Genomic DNA, 18,877 nt, shown 5'->3' with positions numbered 1-18,877 from the left:
TTCATCCTTATTTGTAATTATTTGGATTATAAGCATAAGTACAAGAAATTGCTCTTAATCTCTGTGTTGCATTTTTAATTTGTTTTGCTGCATAATCAATTTCTTCTTCAGTGTTAAAACGTGACAAAGAAAGCCTTAAAGCTGTATGCGCTAAATCATGCTCCGCACCGATAGCTTCCATAATAGGATTGCTTTCTAAAGCTTCACTTGCACAGGCTGAGCCCGTACTTGCAGCTATACCATTTTTATTTAAATCCCAAAGCATTGCTTCGCCTTCAACACCTTTAATACTTGCTAAGATTGTATTAGGCACACGGTGTTCCCTTTTTCCAACCACTGTTGTATCAGGCAAGGCTAAAATTTGATCTTCTAGTTTATCTCTTAAACGGCGTATATGAGAATCTTCAAAATCAAGCATAGTATTTGCAATACGCAAAGCCTCGCCCATAGCCACTATGTAAGGTACATTTAAAGTCCCACTTCTACGACCACCCATGTGTTCTCCACCGTGTAAAAGTGGAGTAAGTTTAAGTCCTTTTTTTATAAAAAGTCCACCCACGCCCTTTGGTCCATGAAATTTATGTGCTGAAAATGAAGCAAAATCAACTCCTACTTGAGTTAAATTAACCTTTATTTTACCTACTGCTTGAGTAGCATCTGTATGAAAAAGAGCACCAAATTCATGCGCAAGTTCTGCCATCGCTTTAATATCAAAAATCATACCTGTTTCATTATTTGCCCACATAACACTTACAAGTGCTGTTTTATCGCTAATCACTTTACGCAAATCTTCTACAGTAGAAACCCCTTCTTCATTTACAGGAAGTTCTATAACTTTTACTCCAAGATTTTTTAAAAAATAAGCAGCAGCAGTAACAGCAGGGTGTTCTACGCTAGAAATAATCACTTCATTGCGTTCTTTATCTAAAATATGATCAAAATACACACCCTTAAGCACCCAGTTAATGCTTTCTGTCGCACAGGAGGTTACAACTATGTCATCTAGGTCATTTGCTCCAAGTCCTGCATAAAGTTTATCCAAAGCTTCTCTTAAGGCAGGATGTGTTGCGCTACCATATTGATGAAGGCTATTTGGATTTCCATACATATCCTTTAAAAAAGGTAGCATCAACTCATAAGCATTAGGATCAAGCATTGTCGTTGCGTTGTTATCTAAATATACTTTCACTTTAAAATCCTTAATTTATCCTTAATTTTAATTAGGATATTTTTTATCTTTATTTGAAAACGGATAATAACAAAAATTTATAAAAATTAGGTTAAAAATTATAACAAAAATAAAATGCTAAAGTAAAATTTTAAAGTGAAATATTTTGTGAATTTTATATAGCAAAAATGAGAAATACTATTTCTTAAATTTTTCTTCGTAATACTTTACTATTTTTGAATCTTCTTTGGTTGTATGTTTAAAGATAAAATCTTGAACAACGAGATTTAATTTTTCGGTCATTATATTTACAAATTTAGCTTCACTGATGATAATTTCTTCAATTTCTAAGATAATTTTTCTATGAATTCTTGTATGATGGTTGATATAAGGATATTCTATTTCTCTCATAAAGGCTTCTTCATCTGAAAAATGTCTATTGATCATTATCAACAACTCTCTTAAGACAATTTTTAACTCTTTTGTTCCAACATGACGTTGGTTCATTAAAGAGAGTTTTTTAGAAATTTCAAAAAGTTCTTTATGTTGATGATCTAAAAGATCATTATTCATCGAAATAATTAAGTCATGGTTTTGAGTACTTTTATATTTATATTTTTCGAGAGCGGATTATAATGCTATAATACTTAAAATTTTATTAATTAATTATATAAAAATTATTATTAAAGTATTTATAATTTATATATTTTTTAAAAAATTATTTTAAACCATCACAGACATATAAGAGTTTAAAATTTTATTTATATTTGCTTGTTTTTGACGACGATCTAAAAAATTTTCTATAGAGCTAGAACGTAGTTGATTTGCTTCTTCTAATCTTTGCGTATCTTGACTTTGGTTTTGATATTGTTTTTTAAGAGCATCAAAATCATTACGATTTTGATCGATATAAATTTGAAATATTGAACTTGAATTTGCAAATTCTCTTAAATCCATATCTTTTTGGTAGTTAATATATTGTTGAAAAAATACAGATAGTTTGTCTTGAGTGCTTGTTTTTTTATCTACGCCATTAACATAAAGATAAAGATCAAAACTCATCTTTTTTTCATTTTCTTTTTTGATGTAATCTTCTATATCTGTTTCGCCCTTGAGAATTTTTTGTAAATTTTGATGAGAGCTTAGTTCTAAAGTGGCAGGTTTCATAAAAAAGTTAAATTCTTTTTCGTTTTGAGTTTTTATATCATGGTAGATAAAATTCATTAAAAGACCAGATTTTGATACTTCTGCATTTTTAGTTAAATAAGGTTTTAAAATTTCATTAGAAGAAGTATTTTCTATGGCTTTATCAAAATGAAAATTAGTTATTTTATTATCTAGCATTAAAGTATTTAAATTTGTGATATTGCTTAATGACAAATCAATTTCTTCTTGATTGTTGTAAATTCTTGAAATTTGGCCTAAAAATTCTCCATTATCTGTTGAAAAACCTGATGATAGTTTTGAAATAAGATCGCGACTTAAATAAGCATTATCATCTTGTAAAAATTCTGAATTTATAGATTTTAATGAACTATGATAGCTATTTAAAAGATAAGGTAGATCAATTTTATTATAGTTTAAATTTTCATCTTGTTTTGCGAGTTCTTTTGCTATGCTTCTAACACTTTTAATGTTGATATCATAAGATTCTGGTATATTTGCAATTTTATTTAAATCTTTATCAAAAAAACCTTCTTCATTGATTCTAAATCCAAATTCACTAGCATAAGTGGTATTATTAAAAATATAACTTAATTGTTCTAAGCTATTTTCATTTCCTTCTTGATCCAAAGCTTTGCTATCTTTAATCAAATTTAGAGCAGAGCTATTCTGCAAAGGATTAGATAAGGTTAAATTTTGATATGGATTTGCCGAATTTATAGTCATTTTAAATCTTTCCAAAATATTGCTGATTTTTTATAAGCAAAAGGTGTGCCAAGTTTTTTAAAAATTAAATTCAGTCAAAAATTAGAAAAAATTTGATAGTATTTAGCTTTTCTTTTAATTTGAAAAATAAAAATTTATCTAAATAAGGAAAGCGTATGCCAAAGATGAAAAGCGTTAAAAGCGCAGTTAAACGCTTCAAAGTAGGTAAAAATAAAATCAAAAGAGGCTCAGCTTTTAGAAGTCATATTTTGACTAAAAAACCTGCAAAAAGAATGCGTGATCTTCGCACAGCTAAATATGTGCATAGCACAAATGTAAAAGCTGTTGAAAAAATGCTAGGAATTTAAGTTTTTGACTAAAAGTCATTCAAACTCCCCTCTGAGATAAAATTTCAAGGGCAAGCTCCAAATTTGGACGCCACTTTATGAAAGGAAATAAAAATGGCAAGAGTAAAAACAGGTGTTGTTAGACGCCGCAGACACAAAAAAATTTTAAAATTAGCGCGTGGTTTTTATAGTGGACGCCGCAAGCATTTTAGAAAAGCAAAAGAACAATTAGAAAGAAGTCTAGTTTATGCTTATCGCGATAGACGCCGTAAAAAAAGAGACTTCCGTCGTCTTTGGATTGTGCGTATCAATGCTGCTTGCAGACTTAATGATTTAAGTTATTCAAGATTTATCAATGGTCTTAAAAAAGCAGGTATTGAACTTGATAGAAAAATTTTAGCAGATTTAGCTATGAATGATGCCGCTGCTTTTGCAAAAATAACAAGAATTGCAAAAAATGCTTTATGAGAGTTTTAACTTAAACTCTCTTATTTTTTAATATAGATAATATATCTTCGTAATGTTTGATCTTTTGAAGCTCTTCATCTAACATTTCTCCTATTTGTCCTTTATCGCTCAAATCTTTTGAAATTGTACTTCCGCTTGCTACAAGATTTGAAATAAGTTTAGAAATTTCATTCGAGTGATTAGAAATTTCAAGCATATCTTTGCTAGTATTTTGAGTGTTTTTTTCTATAACCCCTATGGTTTGAGTTACCGCTTTTACTGAAACTTCAGTTTCTTTTAGGCTTAATTGAGTTCTTTCAGCAAGTTTTCTAACTTCATCTGCTACAACCGCAAACCCCCTTCCGTATTCACCTGCTCTAGCTGCTTCTATAGCTGCATTGAGAGCTAAAAGATTAGTTTGATCGGCAATGTCTGAAATAATTTCAAAAATTTTACTTAAGTTGGTAATATTTTCCAAAAGTTGAGATATATCTTTTTCAAGGTTCATACGATCACTTCCTTCTTGAAGACTTTGAGAAAGGGATGCTGTAAAGGTGTTAAAATTATTATCCATATGATTAAGACTATCTTGCACAATCTTAAAATCTTGTGAAATATTTCTAAGAGTATGAGAAACATTTGAAATGACAGGAATGCTAATTTTAAGCTGTTCTATCATTAAATTGCTAATATTATTTATAAGTTCTAAACGTTTAATTTTTCTTTGCAAGAAATATGCTTTGAAACAACTGTATCTTTGTATAAAACTTTCTATATATTCATCTTTAAAGTTTTCATCTGTTTTGTAAAAGAAAATAGCACTTAGAGTTTGATTAATATTCACTCCCAAAAGCTCTCCAAAGGTTGAAAAACCAACAACATTCATATCATTAAATAAATTTAGTTCATTAATTTTATCACTATTATTAAGCCTTCTTAGTATACAGTCATTAAATATAGCTCCTATCGGTTTAGGTTTATGAAGGGCAAATTTTTCATAATCTTTCGTAGTTGCTTTAAGAAAATCGATTTTTTTTAATAAAATAAGCTCTTCAGCATTTTCAATATCGCAATAAAAAGAAATATTTTTACTTTCAAAATCAAGTTTAGATACTGAACGCACATAAAATTCGCCATTAATTTTAATTCCAAAAGTATAATCTTGCATTTTAACTTCAAGTTCATTTTCCTTACAATGGAAAAAATTACATAAAGCATCTATAGCCTTGATAGAATTTTTACCGCTTTTATCTAAAAATAAACTTACTGTTCTATTTTTAACATCGGCTGAAAGCACTGTAAATTTGTAATTTGTTTCTTCAAAATTTTGAGATTTAAATATGCCAAAATGGTAGTTTGGTTTTAACTTTATATAGGTTACTACCGCACTACCTTGAATGACTTTATCATTATTGAAAATATAAGTATTTTTAAAATCAAGCTTGCCTCCTGCACTACCACCTATATAAAGACAAGGTAGTTGTTCTGCATTATAAAGTGCTTCCATAAAAAAACTTTCACTTGCACTTAATCCATCAATAAGTGTATAAGCTATGGTATTTTTGTAATCTATTCTAAAAGGTATAGAAATATTTTGAATTTCTTTTTTAATAAAAGCGATTTGTTCATTAGTATTTTGAATTTTCATTCCTAAATTAATGCTTGCAACATGCACATTTTCAATCATATCCTCAGAAAAAATTTGCAAGACTATGCCTTCTCCTTGTATACCATTTCCGTAGAATTGACTGGTATTTTTGCTGCATAAAAGCCCACAAGAACTAGCTAAAACTACATAACAATCATTATTTAAAGTTTCTTTAATCAAAAGACTAGTAGAGTTAAAATCCATATCGGGCATAATATAACCAAGTACTAATTTAGGTTTTATTTCAAGATTTTTTAATTTCTCTTGAATTTCGCTTTGTGTAATATAAAGGCTTAACATAGATGGATAAGTTTGAATATTGTTAGATTTTTTGCTATAAAAAAGCATTAAAATACTCCTTATAAAAATAAACTTACAGAATATGGAGAATTATATTTTTTTTTATTTAAATTTTTATAAAAAACTTAGAAAAATATATACAAAAATAAGTTATAATCTAAGTATCAAAAATTTGTTACCCTAAAGGATGAATAATGGATATGAATGAGCTTTTATTAAAAAGCGTTGAAGTATTGCCACCTTTACCTGATACTGTAAGTAAGTTAAGAAAATATGTCAGCGAGGCTAATTCAAATATAGAAACCATGAAAGTTACTGAAATCATTTCAAGCGATCCGTTGATGACGGCTAAGCTTTTGCAATTAGCAAATTCTCCTTATTATGGTTTTACAAGAGAAATTACAACCATAAATCAAGTGATTACTTTATTAGGCGTTGGTAATATCATCAATATAGTTACAGCTGATTCCATTAGAGATAATTTTAAAATAGATGTTTCACCTTATGGTTTAAATACTCAAAATTTTTTAAAAACGTGCAATGAAGAGGCAACTTTTATTACAAATTGGCTTAATGATGAAGATAAAAAACTTTCTCATCTTTTAGTTCCTTGTGCAATGCTTTTAAGGCTTGGTATTGTTATTTTTTCAAATTTTCTTATACAAAATCATAAGGATAAGGATTTTTTAGCTTTTTTAAATAAAAATGAAAATCTTGCTTTAGCGGAGAATGAATTTTTAGGCGTAGATCATATTTCTTTCTTGGGATTTTTGTTACATCGTTGGAATTTTGATGATGTTTTGATTGAAAGTATATGTTTTGTTCGCACTCCTCATGCTGCTCGTGAAGAAGTGAAAAAATCCGCTTATGCTTTAGCAATAACAGATCATCTTTTTGCTCCGCATGATGGCTCTTCTCCATTTAACGCAAAAGCTGCAGTTGCTTTACTTGAAGAGGCAAAAACTCAAGGAATTAATTTTGATTTAAACAATCTTTTATCTAAGCTTCCTAGCAAAGCTAAGGAAAATTTAAACAAAGAAGATTAAAGAGCCTTTTTAAGGCTCTAAATTATAGTGATGAAAAGTTTAATCTTACCTCCTAATGAATTTTTAGATCACTATATTTTAAACGCCGAATTTCATCGTTTTGCTGGAATTTCAAAAAATGCTTATAAATTTTGGAAAAATGTAGAAATAGGTAGATATCAAGGAACAAGAATTATATTTTTGCATAGAAATTGCATTTTAGAAAAACATCAGCAAGCTTTAAGGCAATGTAGTGGTTTAAATGGTTTTGTATTGGCAAGTGCTTTTTGTTCTTTTACTGGATTAGCCCCCTCTCATTTAGTGGAAAAAAATAATTCTTCTATTTACAAACTTTTAGAGCTTAAGGAGATTTGTGGGATTAAATTTGTTAATCTAAAAAAATTTTATGATTTTTTAGGGCTAAATTATCATCAGCATATTTATATAGAAAAATGCCATTTTTTTAGCCCAGCTCCTTTTGAAAAGCGTATTAAAATCACTGAGAGTATGTGCGTTGGGTATTATTAAGATAAGAAAAAATAAATGCACATAGCAAAGCTATAATAGCCAAAAAGAAAACATAAATCCCCAAAGAAAAACGCCAAAAATTACTTAAATTATCTAAGGCAAAACTATGCAAGAAAAAAGCAAGTTGCGGAGTTAAACCTCCAGCTATAGCATAAGCAATATTATATGAAAAAGAAAGTCCTGAAAATTTAATTTTTGCATCAAATACTTCACTCATTATTAAAGGGCAAAAATTCATCACTCCGCTAAAAAAACATACAAGTAAATATAAGCAAGCTACTAGGTTAAAATCAGCATTTTGTCTATATAGAGTATTAAAATAAAGCAAGCTTACAATTCCAAAAAAAACACTAAAAAATACACAAGATTTGATAATGCCTATTTTATCCGCTAAAATTCCACTTATAATACACCCTAGGCAAATAAGTAAAATTCCACCTATTTGAAGATAGGCTTGTATAGAAGTGTTAATTTGAAGTATTTTTGCCATATAGCTAGGCATAAGCAAAATCATTACAACAATGCAACCTGTCAAAACCCAAGTAATCATCATAGAAAGAACAATTCCCATTTTAGCTTTTTTAAACACTTCTTTTAAAGGAAATTTTTCTAAAGCCTTGTCTTTTTTCATTTGTTCAAAAACAGGAGTTTCTCTTAAAAATTTTCTCAAATAAGCAGAAATAATCCCGAAAATTCCACCTAAAAAGAATGGAATTCTCCAAGCCCATTCATGAAGTTCTTCTTGGGTATAAATTTTATTCATAATTAAAAAAACTAAACTACCTAATAAAATTCCACCTACAACCGAAGCGGTTAAAATTCCCAAATAAGTTCTTTTTTGACCTTGTGGTGCGTGTTCGTATACAAAAACCCAAGCTCCAGGAAGTTCTCCACCTATAGCAATGCCTTGACAAATGCGTATAAAAACTAAAAGCACAATACAAAGAAAACCTATGCTTTCGTAATTTGGAATAAAAGCTAGAGTAAAAGTTGGAATAACCATTAACAAAATACTAATCATAAACATTCTTTTGCGTCCAAATTTATCTCCAAAATGCGCCAGTATCACACCTCCCAAGGGACGCGCTAAATATCCAGCCGCAAATATTCCATAAGTATTAAACATTTGCCAAAAACTACTTAAATCTTTTGGAAAAAAGTTTGTTGAAATATAATTTGCAAAAAATACAAAAATAATAAAATCATAAAATTCTAAAGTTCCACCTAATGATGAAAGTCCTAAAACTTTTATATCTTTTTGATTAAGGGTTTTGCTCATTCTTAATCCATCTCATAAAAATCATCATCATTGTTATCATCATCGTATTCATAATCATCATCATCGTAATTATAATTTTTATGATGATTTTGTGGATATTCTTCATCTTCGTTTTCATAATCATCGTAATTTAAATCTTCTTCATCTTCATAAGCCATTGTTTTCTCCTTAAATAAAAATACAAAGCTTATTTTATCTTAAATTTGTTTGGTTTTGCTATAATTTTTATAATTTTTTAAAAGGTGAATTTATGAAATTAAGTCATTTAGATGAAAAAAATCATCCTAAAATGGTAGATGTAAGCGATAAAAATATTACTTCAAGAATAGCCACAGCTAGTGGTATGATATATATGAGTCAAGAAGCTTTTGATGTAATTAAAAACAATACCGCAAAAAAAGGTCCTGTTCTTCAAACAGCTATTATTGCGGCTATAATGGGGGCTAAAAAAACAAGTGAAATTATTCCTATGTGCCATCCTTTAATGCTTTCTAAAGTCGAAACTGATATTATGGAATTTGTTAAAGAATGTGCATTTAAGCTTATTGTAACAGTTAAGTGTGAAGGTAAAACAGGGGTTGAAATGGAAGCTTTAAGTGGGGTTAGTATAGGACTTTTAACTATATATGATATGATTAAGGCTATAGATAAATCAATGAGGATTACGGATATAGTGCTTGAAAGCAAAGAAGGAGGCAAAAGTGGTAAATTTGTGCGATCTTAAAAAAGAACCCCAGATCAATTATCCTACTTTTTGGGATTATAAGGTGATTTTTGAGGTGCATGTTAGGGCAAGTGAAATTTTTCAAGAAATTTTAGGCCAAAGAGAATATAAATTTGAACATTCGAATTCAAGTGCGAGTGGAAAATATCAAAGTTATTTATTAAATGTTTATGTTGATAGCAAAAAAGATCGTTTGGATATATTTGATAAATTAAAAGCTAAAGCAAAATTTGTACTTTAAGAAAGAAGGAAAAATGAAAAATACTTTAATTATTTTTGAAAATTCTTTATCAAATCTCAGTAAAGATGAAGCAAGTGATTTACTTGAAGACTTGAGTTTTAATCTTGCATATAAGCAAATTTCGCATAATCCTCATGAAACAAAAAAAGTTTTAAATTCTCTTTTGGTTGAATTTTTAACTATTTTGAAAAAACTTGATTTTTTTGATGATGAAAATGTTACAAAGGTTATCAAAGCTTTGGTTAAGGCGAGTATTGTAGATGCTCAAAATTCGCTTTATGAGTATATTAGCGAAGCTGAATTATTAAACAAACAGATTGAAAATCAAAAGAATTTGATTAAAAATCAAATCAGCGATAATTTTTTTGAATTCGAGAATATTTTACAAGAATGTTCTTTTTGCGATGAATTTAGTGGTGGTTTAAATGATGCTATTTTATTTGATATAGAAATGCTTGGAATCTTAAAAGAAACCGCTGAAAGTGCTTTTTTAACTACATTAGAAAAGGCTGAAGATATAGAACTTACAAGTAGTGAAATAGCTAAAAATCTCGTATATAATGCCATTTGTGAAGCTCATTTTGAAAAAGAAAGAATTTTAAAAATTTCAAGTATTATTTTAAATACTGCTTTTGAAATAGCCAATGAATCTATGGCTTATGCAAAAGATCTTTGCTTAGGTGTGATTAAAGGCACAAGAGATGGTATTGTTTTGGCAATGGAAAAATTTAAAGCTTCATTAACTTATGCAAATTTTGAAGAAGATGTTAGTTTAAAAAGCAAAGAACTAATAGGTATAGAAGATGATTTTATTGCTCTTTTAAAAAAAGAGATTCAATTGCAAAATGATCCTTGTAAGAGTATAGTTGAGAATTTGCTAGAACATGAGCTTGATAATCTTTTTGCTAAATTTAGACGTCTTGCAGGTGAAAGTAGAGAGCAACTAATATTAGTTTTAAATGATATTAAGAAAAATCCAAAGATTAATGATTTTAACAAACTTACTCAAAGAAAATTAAATCGTTTTAAACAAGAAATTTTTGAATTAGAAAAAATTGCTAGTGAAAAATACAAAGATTTAAATTCCAAAAAAGCTAAAAAGCTCGGTGTAAGACTTTGGGAAAAAGCAAAAAAATTCGTTAAAAAATAATATCCCATTTTTGGGATATTAAATATCTATTTCTATACCTACAGGTGCGTGATCAGAGCCAAAAATATCATCTCTTATGAAAGCGTTTTTAAGTTTATCTTTTAAACCCTTTGAAATGAAAAAATAATCAATCCTCCAGCCTACATTTCTTTCTCTTGCTTTCATTCTATAGCTCCACCACGAGTATTTTTCTTTGATTTCACCATTAATTTCTCTAAAAGTATCTATAAAACCAAGTTTTAGCAAATCATCAATCCAAGCTCTTTCTATAGGTAAAAAACCTGAAGTGTTAGCATTGGCTTTTGGGTGGGTAAGATCGATTTCTTTATGAGCGGTATTGACATCACCGCAAATGATAATTTCAAATCCCTCCTTTAAAAGCTTATCCAAATATACTAAAAAATCTGCATAAAATTTCATCTTAAAATTTAAACGCTCTTCATCTTTTTGACCATTTGGAAAATAGATATTAAAAAGTGCGATATTTTTAAAGCGATGTTCTAAAACTCTGCCTTCTTCATCATCAAAAAATTCACATTTTTTTACTTCGCTATCAAAATTACAAAGACTCATTACCCCAGAATATCCCGCTCTTTTAGCAGAATTAAAATACATGTGTTTAAAAGGATATTCATAAATTTTTTTAGGAAATTTATCTTCATGTGCTTTGATTTCTTGAAAACCTATAAAATCAATTTTTTCTTGTGCTATCCAATCAAGTGCATTTTTATCACAAATAGCTCTTAAGCCATTGACATTCCATGAAAGTAGTTTCATTATTTTCCTTAAAATTTTCATTAAAAGTGTAAATCATAACATAAAAATTTAATTCTTTACAAGTTATTAATAAGTTTTTTTTAAAATTAATTTTTATTATTTTTATTAAGGTTTTTAATGTTAAAAATTACATGGTTTAAATTTATTGTTTTAAATACTATTTTAATTACAATTTTAAATTTTAAACTCTTTGGTTATGTTTGTAATATTTTATCTGATTTTTGGCTAAATTTAGCTTTTTTTGGGATTTATTTCTTTACACTTTTAGCAATTTTTTCTTTAATATATGTTAGATTTTTAAGTAAAATTTTATCGATTATATTTATTAGCATTTCTTTTATCAGTCTTTATTTTAGTTATTTTTATGGGACTATAATTGATGCTGATATGATTCGTAATGTTTTTGCCACTGATATGAAAGAAGTTAGAGATTTGTTAAATTTAAAACTTATTTTAACTCTTTGTCTTATGCTTGTGGTTATAATTTTAATTGTAAAGACAAAAATTATTTATAACTCTTTTAAAATACATCTTAAAATTAAATTTTTTAGTATTCTAATAAGTTTGTCTGTGGCTTTAGCAATTTTTATACCACTGACTAAAACCTTTATACCTTTTTATAGATCTCATAATGAAATCAGATTTCATAATGCGCCTTTTTATCCAATTTATTCTTTATTTCGTTTTTTAGAAAAAGAGTATAGCGTCAAGCCAGAATTTAAAACTATAGCTAATGATGCTTATAGAGAAAACAATCACACTAAAAAACTTTTAGTTTTGGTAGTGGGTGAAACTGCTAGAGCGGCAAATTACTCTTTGGGTGGATATGCTAAAAATGATACCAATTTTTATACCAAAAAAGATAATGTAGTTTTTTTTGATAATTTTTCATCATGTGGAACAGCAACAGCGGTAAGTTTACCTTGTATGTTTTCTATTTCTAAGCGTGAAAATTATTCAAGTTCAGAATTTCAAGAAAATGCGATGGATGTACTCCATAAAAGTGGAGTTAATACCATTTGGATAGATAACAACTCAGGTGGCTGCAAAGGAGTTTGTGATAGACTTGGACAAAGTCAAAAACTTTCTAGTGATTTGGATGAAAATTTACTCGCTCCTTTTAAAGAAAAATTAAATCATTTAAGTGATCAAAATATAATAGTTCTTCATTTGCAAGGTTCTCATGGGCCAACTTATTATAAACGCTATCCAAGCGAATTTAAAAAATTCACTCCAACTTGTGATACTAATGAGCTTTCAAAATGTGATAGCGAGGCTTTAATCAACACTTATGACAATACTTTACTTTATACAGATTATCTTTTAAGTGAGATTATAAAACTATTGAAAGAGCAAAAAAGCTATGAAAGTTCTTTGTTTTATCTTTCAGATCATGGCGAAAGTTTGGGTGAAAATGGTATTTATCTTCATGGTATGCCTTATGCTATAGCGCCAAGTTATCAAACCCATATCCCTGCTATTTTTTGGAGTAATGATGAAAAATTAATGAATTTAGCTAAAGAGCATAAAGGTTTAAAACTTTCTCAAGATAATCTTTTTAGTACTCTTTTAGGATATTTTGATGTAAAAACAAGTGTTTATGAGCCAGAATATGATTTATTAAATCCTAAACTTAAGGCAAATCCATGAAGCCTAAATATCATTTTTTAAATAACTCAAGATATGCTTTAGAAGGGATTTTTGCTTTATTTAAAAATGAAACGGCATTTAGAATTGAACTTTGTATTATTATCCCAGCGATAATTTGTAGTTTTTTCTTAAAAGTTAGTTTTTTGGAGCATTTATTGTTGGTAAGTGTTTTAATGCTTATTTTAATTATCGAGGCTTTAAATTCGGCTATTGAAGCTTGTGTTGATTTGATTACAAATGAATGGCATGAAAAGGCAAAAATTGCTAAAGATTGTGCGAGTGCGGCAGTGTTTTTTAGTGTGCTTTTAGCTCTTTTTGTTTGGAGTTTTATTTTATATAGTATTTACTTATGAAATTTGAAAATTTAATACAAGAAATTTTGGGAAAAAAGCGTTTTGAATTGTTAAAATTTTTATGCGAAAATGCTGATGAAAATGGTTTTATTATGATTAAAATCAGTGAGCTTGAAGAAAAATTAAACCAAAGCAAGCCCACTATCATCGCTACTTTTAAATTTTTAGAAGAAAAAAAGCTTTTTAAGCGTCTTAAAAATGGATTTTATCAGCTAAAAATATAGGAGATGATTATGAAAATTAAAAATCCACTTGATATGCACTTACATTTACGCGATGAAAGTATGCTTGAGCTTGTAGCTCCTTTTAGTGCAAAAGACTTTAAGGCAGGGGTTATCATGCCAAATTTAATCACCCCACTTACTGAAATAGATGTATTAAAAGCTTATAAAGAACGCATTTTAAAAGCATGTAAAAATGAAGATTTTACGCCTTTGATGACTTTATTTTTCAAAGACTATGATGAGCAATTTTTAGAAAAAGCTAAAGACGAGCTTTTTGCTATCAAGCTTTATCCTGCAGGCATCACTACCAACTCAGATAATGGAATTTCAAGTTTTGATATAGAAAAGTTAAAACCTACATTAAATACTATGAGCGAATTAAACATACCCTTACTTGTGCATGGAGAAACCAATGATTTTGTCATGGATAGAGAAGCAAATTTTGCCAAAATATATGAAAAATTAGCTAAAAACTTTCCAAAATTAAAAATTGTAATGGAGCATATTACCACTAAGGTTTTGTGTGATTTATTAAAAGATTATGAAAATTTATACGCAACTATCACTTTGCATCATTTGATGATAACGCTTGATGATGTAGTGGGTGGTAAGATGGATCCACATTTATTTTGCAAGCCTATTGCAAAACGCTATGAAGATAAAGACGCTTTATGTGAGCTTGCTTTTAGTGGCTATGAAAAGGCTATGTTTGGAAGCGATAGTGCTCCCCATCCATTGCACACTAAAGAATGTTGTGGTTGTGCGGCTGGGGTTTTTAGCGCACCGGTGATTTTACCTGTATTAGTTGAACTTTTTGAAAAACATTCAAATGAAGCAAATTTACAAAAATTTATTTCAGATAATGCTTGTAAAATTCACGCTCTTAAATTTGAAAAAGATAAAATCGTCATCTTAGAAAAACAAGAATGGCAAATTCCGCAAAAATACGTCGATGTAGTGCCTTTTATGGCAGGAAAAACTTTAAATTTTCAAGTTAAAAAGGCATGAAATGCTAAAAACTTATTTAGAAAATATAAAAGATATTTCTACAAACGATAAAGAACATACCCATAGAACAGCTTTGCAAAATTTATTACAAGCCATAAAAGAAAATCAAGATAAACAAAACAAAATACACATAAAACAAGAACCAAATAACGACAAAGAAGGTAGAGGCGCTCCGGATTTTTTGATTACAAAAGATTTTTTAACTTTAGGTTATATTGAAAATAAAAGAGTAAATGCAAATCTTGACAACATAATAAAAAGCGATCAAATTTTAAAATACACAAAATTAAGTCCAAATATCATTCTTACTGATTATTTAAGATTTATATTATTAAGCTTAAATGAGAAAAATGAAGTGATAGTTTGCAAAGAAGTAAAAATCTGCTCTCTTGATGAGATAAAAAGCGTTATTAAAAATCAATCTTTACTAGATACTAAAACACAAGAGTTAAACGAACTTTTTAGCATATTTTTTTCTAAAATTCCAAATTCTATAAATTCAGCTTTGGAATTTGCACATCACTTAAGCTTAAGAACAAGAATTTTAAAAGATGAACTTTTATTATCAAGCAAAAATGAAACTTTAATAAGTTTATTTAACACCTTCAAAGAAACACTTTATAAAGAATTACATTATGAAGAATTTTGTGATTCTTTTGCACAAACTCTAACTTATAGTTTATTTTTAGCAAAATTAAATAACAACACTACAAAAGAAATAGATCTAAATAATGCCAAAAAATTCATACCAAAATCATTTCCATTGATTCGTTCTATGAGTGGATTTTTAGATGATAGTTTTGAAAATTTAGAAAATATAAAATGGCTTTTGGAAGAAATTATAAACATTATAAATCACATAGACATTACAAGTATTATAAAAGAACTAAACAAAACTAGTGAAAAAGATCTATTTGATCGCGATATTTTATCTACTCACAAAGATCCTTATTTGCACTTTTATGAAACATTTTTAGCAAGTTATGATCCAAAGCTTAGAGAAGTAAGGGGAGTGTATTATACTCCTGCGCCTGTGGTAAATTTCATCATAAATGCCATAGATGAAATTTTAAAACAAGATTTCAATCACAAAAAAGGCTTAAGCGAAGCTTTAAACAAAGATATAACCTTGCTTGATTTTGCCACTGGCACTGGGACTTTTTTACTTGAAGCTTTTAGAAAAGCCTTAGAACCTATAAATAAAAATAGCGTAAATTATAATCCAAAAGCTTTGATAGATAAATTTTGTGGTTTTGAATTTTTAATAGCCCCTTACACCATAGCATATTTAAAAATTTCTCAAAGTTTTAAAGAAGAATTTAACTCTCCATTAAACGATGATGAAAGTCTTAAAATAGCACTAACAAATACTTTATATTTTAAAAGCATATCCAAAGAACAAAATGATCAAAACACGCTTTTTACTCTTATTGATCTAACAAAAGAATTCAAAAAAGCACAAAAAATAAAAGAAGAACAAATTCTAATCATCACAGGCAATCCGCCTTATAGTGGAGCAAGTAGCAACAAAGGCTTATACGAAGATGAGATCAAAATAAGCTATGGTTTAGAACCAAGCAAAGCAAATCTTAGCAAAGAACAAAAAAAATATATAAATTTATATTTTCAAGAAAAAACTAAGCAAAATACAAACACTTTTAAAGCAATATATGAAAAACACAAACTAGAAAATGAAAAAAATCCAAAATGGCTTTTAGATGATTATGTAAAATTTATACGCTTTGCCCAAAGCAAAATAGACTCTCAAGAAAGTGGAATTTTTGCTTTTATTTCAAATAATAGCTTTTTAGATAATCCTACCTTTAGAGGTATGAGATATTCTTTAATGCAAAGCTTTGATAAAATTTATATACTTAATTTACACGGAGATACTAGAAAAAAAGAAAAAGCTCCTGATGGAAGCAAAGATGATAATGTCTTTGATATCATGCAAGGTGTGAGTATAAATATCTTTATAAAACAAAATTCAAAAGCTAAAAATACAAACATTTATTATCATGATTTATACGGCAAAAGAAAAGATAAATACGAATTTTTATATGAAAATGACTTAAATTCTATAAAATGGACTTTGGTGAAAAACAACGAGCCTTTTTATCTTTTTTTACCACAAAATAATGATTTATTAGAAGAATACAACAAAGGCATAAGTGTAAAAGATATGTTTATGGTATCAGGTGTAGGAATTTGCTCAAAAAGAGATAATATAGTTTTTCATAATAAAAAAGAAAATCTAATGCAACTACTTAAAGACTTTAATACAAAAACTAAAGATGAGTTATATAAAATTTATGATATTGGTGAAGATAGCGGTGGCTGGAAACTTGAATGGGCTATAAGAGACATTAAAAACATAATATTTGAAAATTCTATATACAAAGTTAATTATCGCCCTTTTGATTTTAAATATACTTGTTATACTGGTAAAAATTGCGGGTTTATGGCTCGTCCTGTTTATGATATTTTTGAGCATTTTTTAGAAAATGAAAATATAGGATTAATTTGCAATAGAACTGTGTCATTACAAACATTCAATCATAGTTTTATAACACAACATATAACTGATTTGCATATCTTGGAAACAGGAAATGCAAGTGCTTATATTTTTCCACTTTATCTTTACCCTACAACTAGAAGTAAAAAATTCCTAAAAAAAGAAAATCCGAATTTTAATGAAGAAAATTTCACCTCAAAAATAGAAAATTTCAAAGAAAGCTTTAGAACTTTCATAGATGAGCTTTACAAAGAAAAATTCTTACCTGAAAACATACTAGGCTATATCTATGCTGTGCTTTTTCATAAAATTTATAGAGAAAAATATCTTGATTTTTTAAAAATTGATTTTCCAAAAATTCCTTTTACAAAAGATAAAAATACTTTTAAAAATTTAAGCAAACTAGGCTTAAAACTTGTAAATTTACATTTATTAAAAAATGATGAGTTAGATTTTAATGTAGGCGAAGCTTTGTTTAAAGACATTAAAAATAAAAATTTCAAAATACAAAAAATCAAATACAACAAAGGCACAAAAGAACTTTTCATAAATGAAAGCTTGTATTTTAGTAAAGTAAGTCTTGAAATTTATGAGTTTAAAATAGGCGGCTATGCTGTGCTAGATAAATACTTAAAAAGCCACAAAGAAGAAGACATAGATCATAATCATTTTACCTTAATCATACAAACTTTAAATGAGACTTTAAAAATACAAGATGAAATTTCAAAAATCAATCTTAGCTAGTATATACTAGCTAATGATTAAAAGTTTTATCTTAGCCTCTATAATCTCTTCTACTTCATCTTTTACAAAGCTTTCTAACTCTTGTTTGTTTGTATTAATACCATTCATACTTAAATGCCACAAAGCATTTTCTATCGCACTTTGTTTGTCTCTTTTTACCACTCTAGTTTCGTTAAAAATTTCACACTCATAAGGGATATTTTGTGTATTTAAAAAACCTTGCAAATCACTTTCATAAAAACCTTTAAAATGAGTGTTAAAATGCTCAAATATAGGATCTAAAAAGCTACTTTTACGCCTACTTGCCCAGCCTAAATACACCTTTTTAGAAGCCAAGCTTAAAAAAGCTTTATAGTCTTTTTCATTTTGTAAAGCAGGAGACATACTCAAAAAGGCTAAGTCAAATTTTGCGTTATTATTTTTATAAAAGTTTTCAAAATCTAAATTTAAAGTTTTTACATTTGATATAGCATGAGTTTTTGCATCTTCTTGTAAAATTTCAAGCATAACATTTGCACTATCTAGAGCTAAAATTTCTTTAGCTTCTTTGGCTAAATGTAAAGTCCAAACCCCAGTTCCACATCCTATATCTATAATACTTTTATCTTGAAAGGAAATCTTTAAATTTTGTAAATATTCAAAAGTTTGTTTTTGTATAGTGTTTAAAGTGTTTTGATATCTTGCGTAAGTTTTAGCCTTTTTATCCCATAAATTCATATATTTTCCTTTATAAAATATACAAAATCATAGCATAATTTTTAATATTCAAGCCCTTTCTTTGGGCTTGAATATTTTAAAATCTTTTCTTCTTAACATCTTCTAAGATATTATTAGCTATATCACTTACTGTATTAGAAATAATAGCTGATTCATTAGCAAT

At 28.0% G+C, this 18,877-nt stretch carries 20 protein-coding genes and 1 pseudogene; 12 read left to right on the top strand and 9 right to left on the bottom strand.

The features are described 5' to 3' along the window. Positions 1–7 precede the first annotated feature (7 nt). The 3 genes from ELQ04_RS07550 to ELQ04_RS07540 all read right to left on the bottom strand — a co-directional run bounded on the left by ELQ04_RS07550 (position 8) and on the right by ELQ04_RS07540 (position 3,058). Entirely contained in the window at positions 8–1,189 is a 1,182-nt protein-coding gene (locus ELQ04_RS07550) for a NifS family cysteine desulfurase (RefSeq protein ID WP_002937244.1), read from the bottom strand. A 177-nt stretch (positions 1,190–1,366) separates the two neighbouring features. Then, on the bottom strand, positions 1,367–1,741 hold the full coding sequence (locus tag ELQ04_RS07545; protein WP_002937245.1) for a hemerythrin domain-containing protein: 375 nt from the start codon (positions 1,739–1,741) through the stop codon (positions 1,367–1,369). 150 nt (positions 1,742–1,891) lie between these two features. Continuing rightward, positions 1,892–3,058, bottom strand: a complete 1,167-nt coding sequence (locus ELQ04_RS07540) for a hypothetical protein (protein ID WP_002938846.1) — start codon at positions 3,056–3,058, stop codon at positions 1,892–1,894. Between the two features lie 155 nt (positions 3,059–3,213). On the opposite strand from ELQ04_RS07540, the gene rpmI reads away from it, so the two are divergent. Then, positions 3,214–3,405, top strand: coding sequence for a 50S ribosomal protein L35 (rpmI, locus tag ELQ04_RS07535; protein ID WP_002777995.1), 192 nt, complete (start codon positions 3,214–3,216; stop codon positions 3,403–3,405). 93 nt (positions 3,406–3,498) lie between these two features. Further along, positions 3,499–3,852: a 50S ribosomal protein L20 gene (rplT, locus tag ELQ04_RS07530; RefSeq protein WP_044305732.1), complete on the top strand. Its 354-nt coding sequence runs from the start codon at positions 3,499–3,501 to the stop codon at positions 3,850–3,852. 10 nt (positions 3,853–3,862) lie between these two features. Here the strand turns inward: rplT and ELQ04_RS08980 are convergent, their stop codons facing one another. Next, complete coding sequence (locus ELQ04_RS08980; protein ID WP_306721073.1) at positions 3,863–4,717, bottom strand: methyl-accepting chemotaxis protein; 855 nt, start codon at positions 4,715–4,717, stop codon at positions 3,863–3,865. Next, positions 4,694–5,779 (bottom strand): annotated as a pseudogene (locus tag ELQ04_RS08905) (FIST N-terminal domain-containing protein); the annotation flags it as partial. The pseudogene ELQ04_RS08905 and the gene ELQ04_RS08980, both read right to left, overlap by 24 nt. A 194-nt stretch (positions 5,780–5,973) precedes the next feature. On the opposite strand from ELQ04_RS08905, the gene cheP reads away from it, so the two are divergent. After that, entirely contained in the window at positions 5,974–6,825 is an 852-nt protein-coding gene (gene cheP / locus ELQ04_RS07520; RefSeq protein ID WP_134224492.1) for a cheVAW transcriptional regulator CheP, read from the top strand. A gap of 27 nt (positions 6,826–6,852) precedes the next feature. Beyond that, on the top strand, positions 6,853–7,332 hold the full coding sequence (gene cheQ, locus ELQ04_RS07515; protein WP_002854628.1) for a cheVAW transcriptional regulator CheQ: 480 nt from the start codon (positions 6,853–6,855) through the stop codon (positions 7,330–7,332). Here the strand turns inward: cheQ and ELQ04_RS07510 are convergent. Next, on the bottom strand, positions 7,301–8,611 hold the full coding sequence (locus tag ELQ04_RS07510; protein WP_044777985.1) for an MFS transporter: 1,311 nt from the start codon (positions 8,609–8,611) through the stop codon (positions 7,301–7,303). The genes cheQ and ELQ04_RS07510 overlap by 32 nt on opposite strands. Before the next feature lie 2 nt (positions 8,612–8,613). Then, entirely contained in the window at positions 8,614–8,769 is a 156-nt protein-coding gene (locus tag ELQ04_RS07505) for a highly acidic protein (RefSeq protein ID WP_002851965.1), read from the bottom strand. Between the two features lie 92 nt (positions 8,770–8,861). Here ELQ04_RS07505 and moaC point away from each other — a divergent pair, with 92 nt between their 5' ends. The 3 genes from moaC to ELQ04_RS07490 are packed head-to-tail and all read left to right on the top strand — an operon-like array spanning position 8,862 to position 10,726. Then, positions 8,862–9,335 (top strand): cyclic pyranopterin monophosphate synthase MoaC, encoded by a 474-nt coding sequence (gene moaC / locus ELQ04_RS07500; RefSeq protein ID WP_002857323.1) that lies wholly within the window; start codon positions 8,862–8,864, stop codon positions 9,333–9,335. Then, entirely contained in the window at positions 9,313–9,576 is a 264-nt protein-coding gene (locus ELQ04_RS07495) for a DUF493 family protein (RefSeq protein ID WP_002869152.1), read from the top strand. Before moaC ends, ELQ04_RS07495 begins: the two co-directional genes overlap by 23 nt. Next, positions 9,566–10,726 (top strand): hypothetical protein, encoded by a 1,161-nt coding sequence (locus ELQ04_RS07490; RefSeq protein ID WP_072238665.1) that lies wholly within the window; start codon positions 9,566–9,568, stop codon positions 10,724–10,726. The genes ELQ04_RS07495 and ELQ04_RS07490 overlap by 11 nt, the downstream gene beginning before the upstream one ends. Positions 10,727–10,744: 18 nt before the next feature. On the opposite strand, the gene ELQ04_RS07485 is transcribed toward ELQ04_RS07490, so the two are convergent. Continuing rightward, a complete protein-coding gene (locus ELQ04_RS07485) occupies positions 10,745–11,503 on the bottom strand; it encodes an exodeoxyribonuclease III (RefSeq protein WP_044260805.1) in 759 nt (252 codons plus the stop codon). Between the two features lie 117 nt (positions 11,504–11,620). Here ELQ04_RS07485 and ELQ04_RS07480 point away from each other — a divergent pair, with 117 nt between their 5' ends. Genes ELQ04_RS07480 through ELQ04_RS07460 form a run of 5 tightly spaced genes read left to right on the top strand, consistent with a single transcriptional unit; the run spans position 11,621 to position 17,997 of the window. After that, positions 11,621–13,153, top strand: coding sequence for a phosphoethanolamine--lipid A transferase (locus tag ELQ04_RS07480; protein WP_044777986.1), 1,533 nt, complete (start codon positions 11,621–11,623; stop codon positions 13,151–13,153). Next, positions 13,150–13,506 carry a diacylglycerol kinase gene (locus ELQ04_RS07475; protein WP_044777987.1) on the top strand — a complete coding sequence of 119 codons (357 nt, stop codon included), beginning with the start codon at positions 13,150–13,152 and terminating at the stop codon, positions 13,504–13,506. The genes ELQ04_RS07480 and ELQ04_RS07475 overlap by 4 nt, the downstream gene beginning before the upstream one ends. Next, on the top strand, positions 13,503–13,730 hold the full coding sequence (locus tag ELQ04_RS07470) for a replication/maintenance protein RepL (protein WP_002867802.1): 228 nt from the start codon (positions 13,503–13,505) through the stop codon (positions 13,728–13,730). The genes ELQ04_RS07475 and ELQ04_RS07470 overlap by 4 nt, the downstream gene beginning before the upstream one ends. A gap of 9 nt (positions 13,731–13,739) precedes the next feature. After that, positions 13,740–14,738 (top strand): dihydroorotase, encoded by a 999-nt coding sequence (pyrC, locus tag ELQ04_RS07465; protein ID WP_002938789.1) that lies wholly within the window; start codon positions 13,740–13,742, stop codon positions 14,736–14,738. A gap of 1 nt (position 14,739) precedes the next feature. Continuing rightward, entirely contained in the window at positions 14,740–17,997 is a 3,258-nt protein-coding gene (locus ELQ04_RS07460; protein ID WP_134224491.1) for a type ISP restriction/modification enzyme, read from the top strand. A 6-nt stretch (positions 17,998–18,003) separates the two neighbouring features. On the opposite strand, the gene ELQ04_RS07455 is transcribed toward ELQ04_RS07460, so the two are convergent. Beyond that, on the bottom strand, positions 18,004–18,714 hold the full coding sequence (locus ELQ04_RS07455; protein WP_044777990.1) for a class I SAM-dependent methyltransferase: 711 nt from the start codon (positions 18,712–18,714) through the stop codon (positions 18,004–18,006). Positions 18,715–18,877 lie beyond the last annotated feature (163 nt).

The organism is Campylobacter sp. CH278 (assembly GCF_004378845.1).
GTDB lineage: Bacteria > Campylobacterota > Campylobacteria > Campylobacterales > Campylobacteraceae > Campylobacter_D > Campylobacter_D jejuni.
The sequence above is the reverse complement of the archived record's forward strand: the minus strand, read 5'-3'. Positions and strand labels throughout refer to the sequence as shown.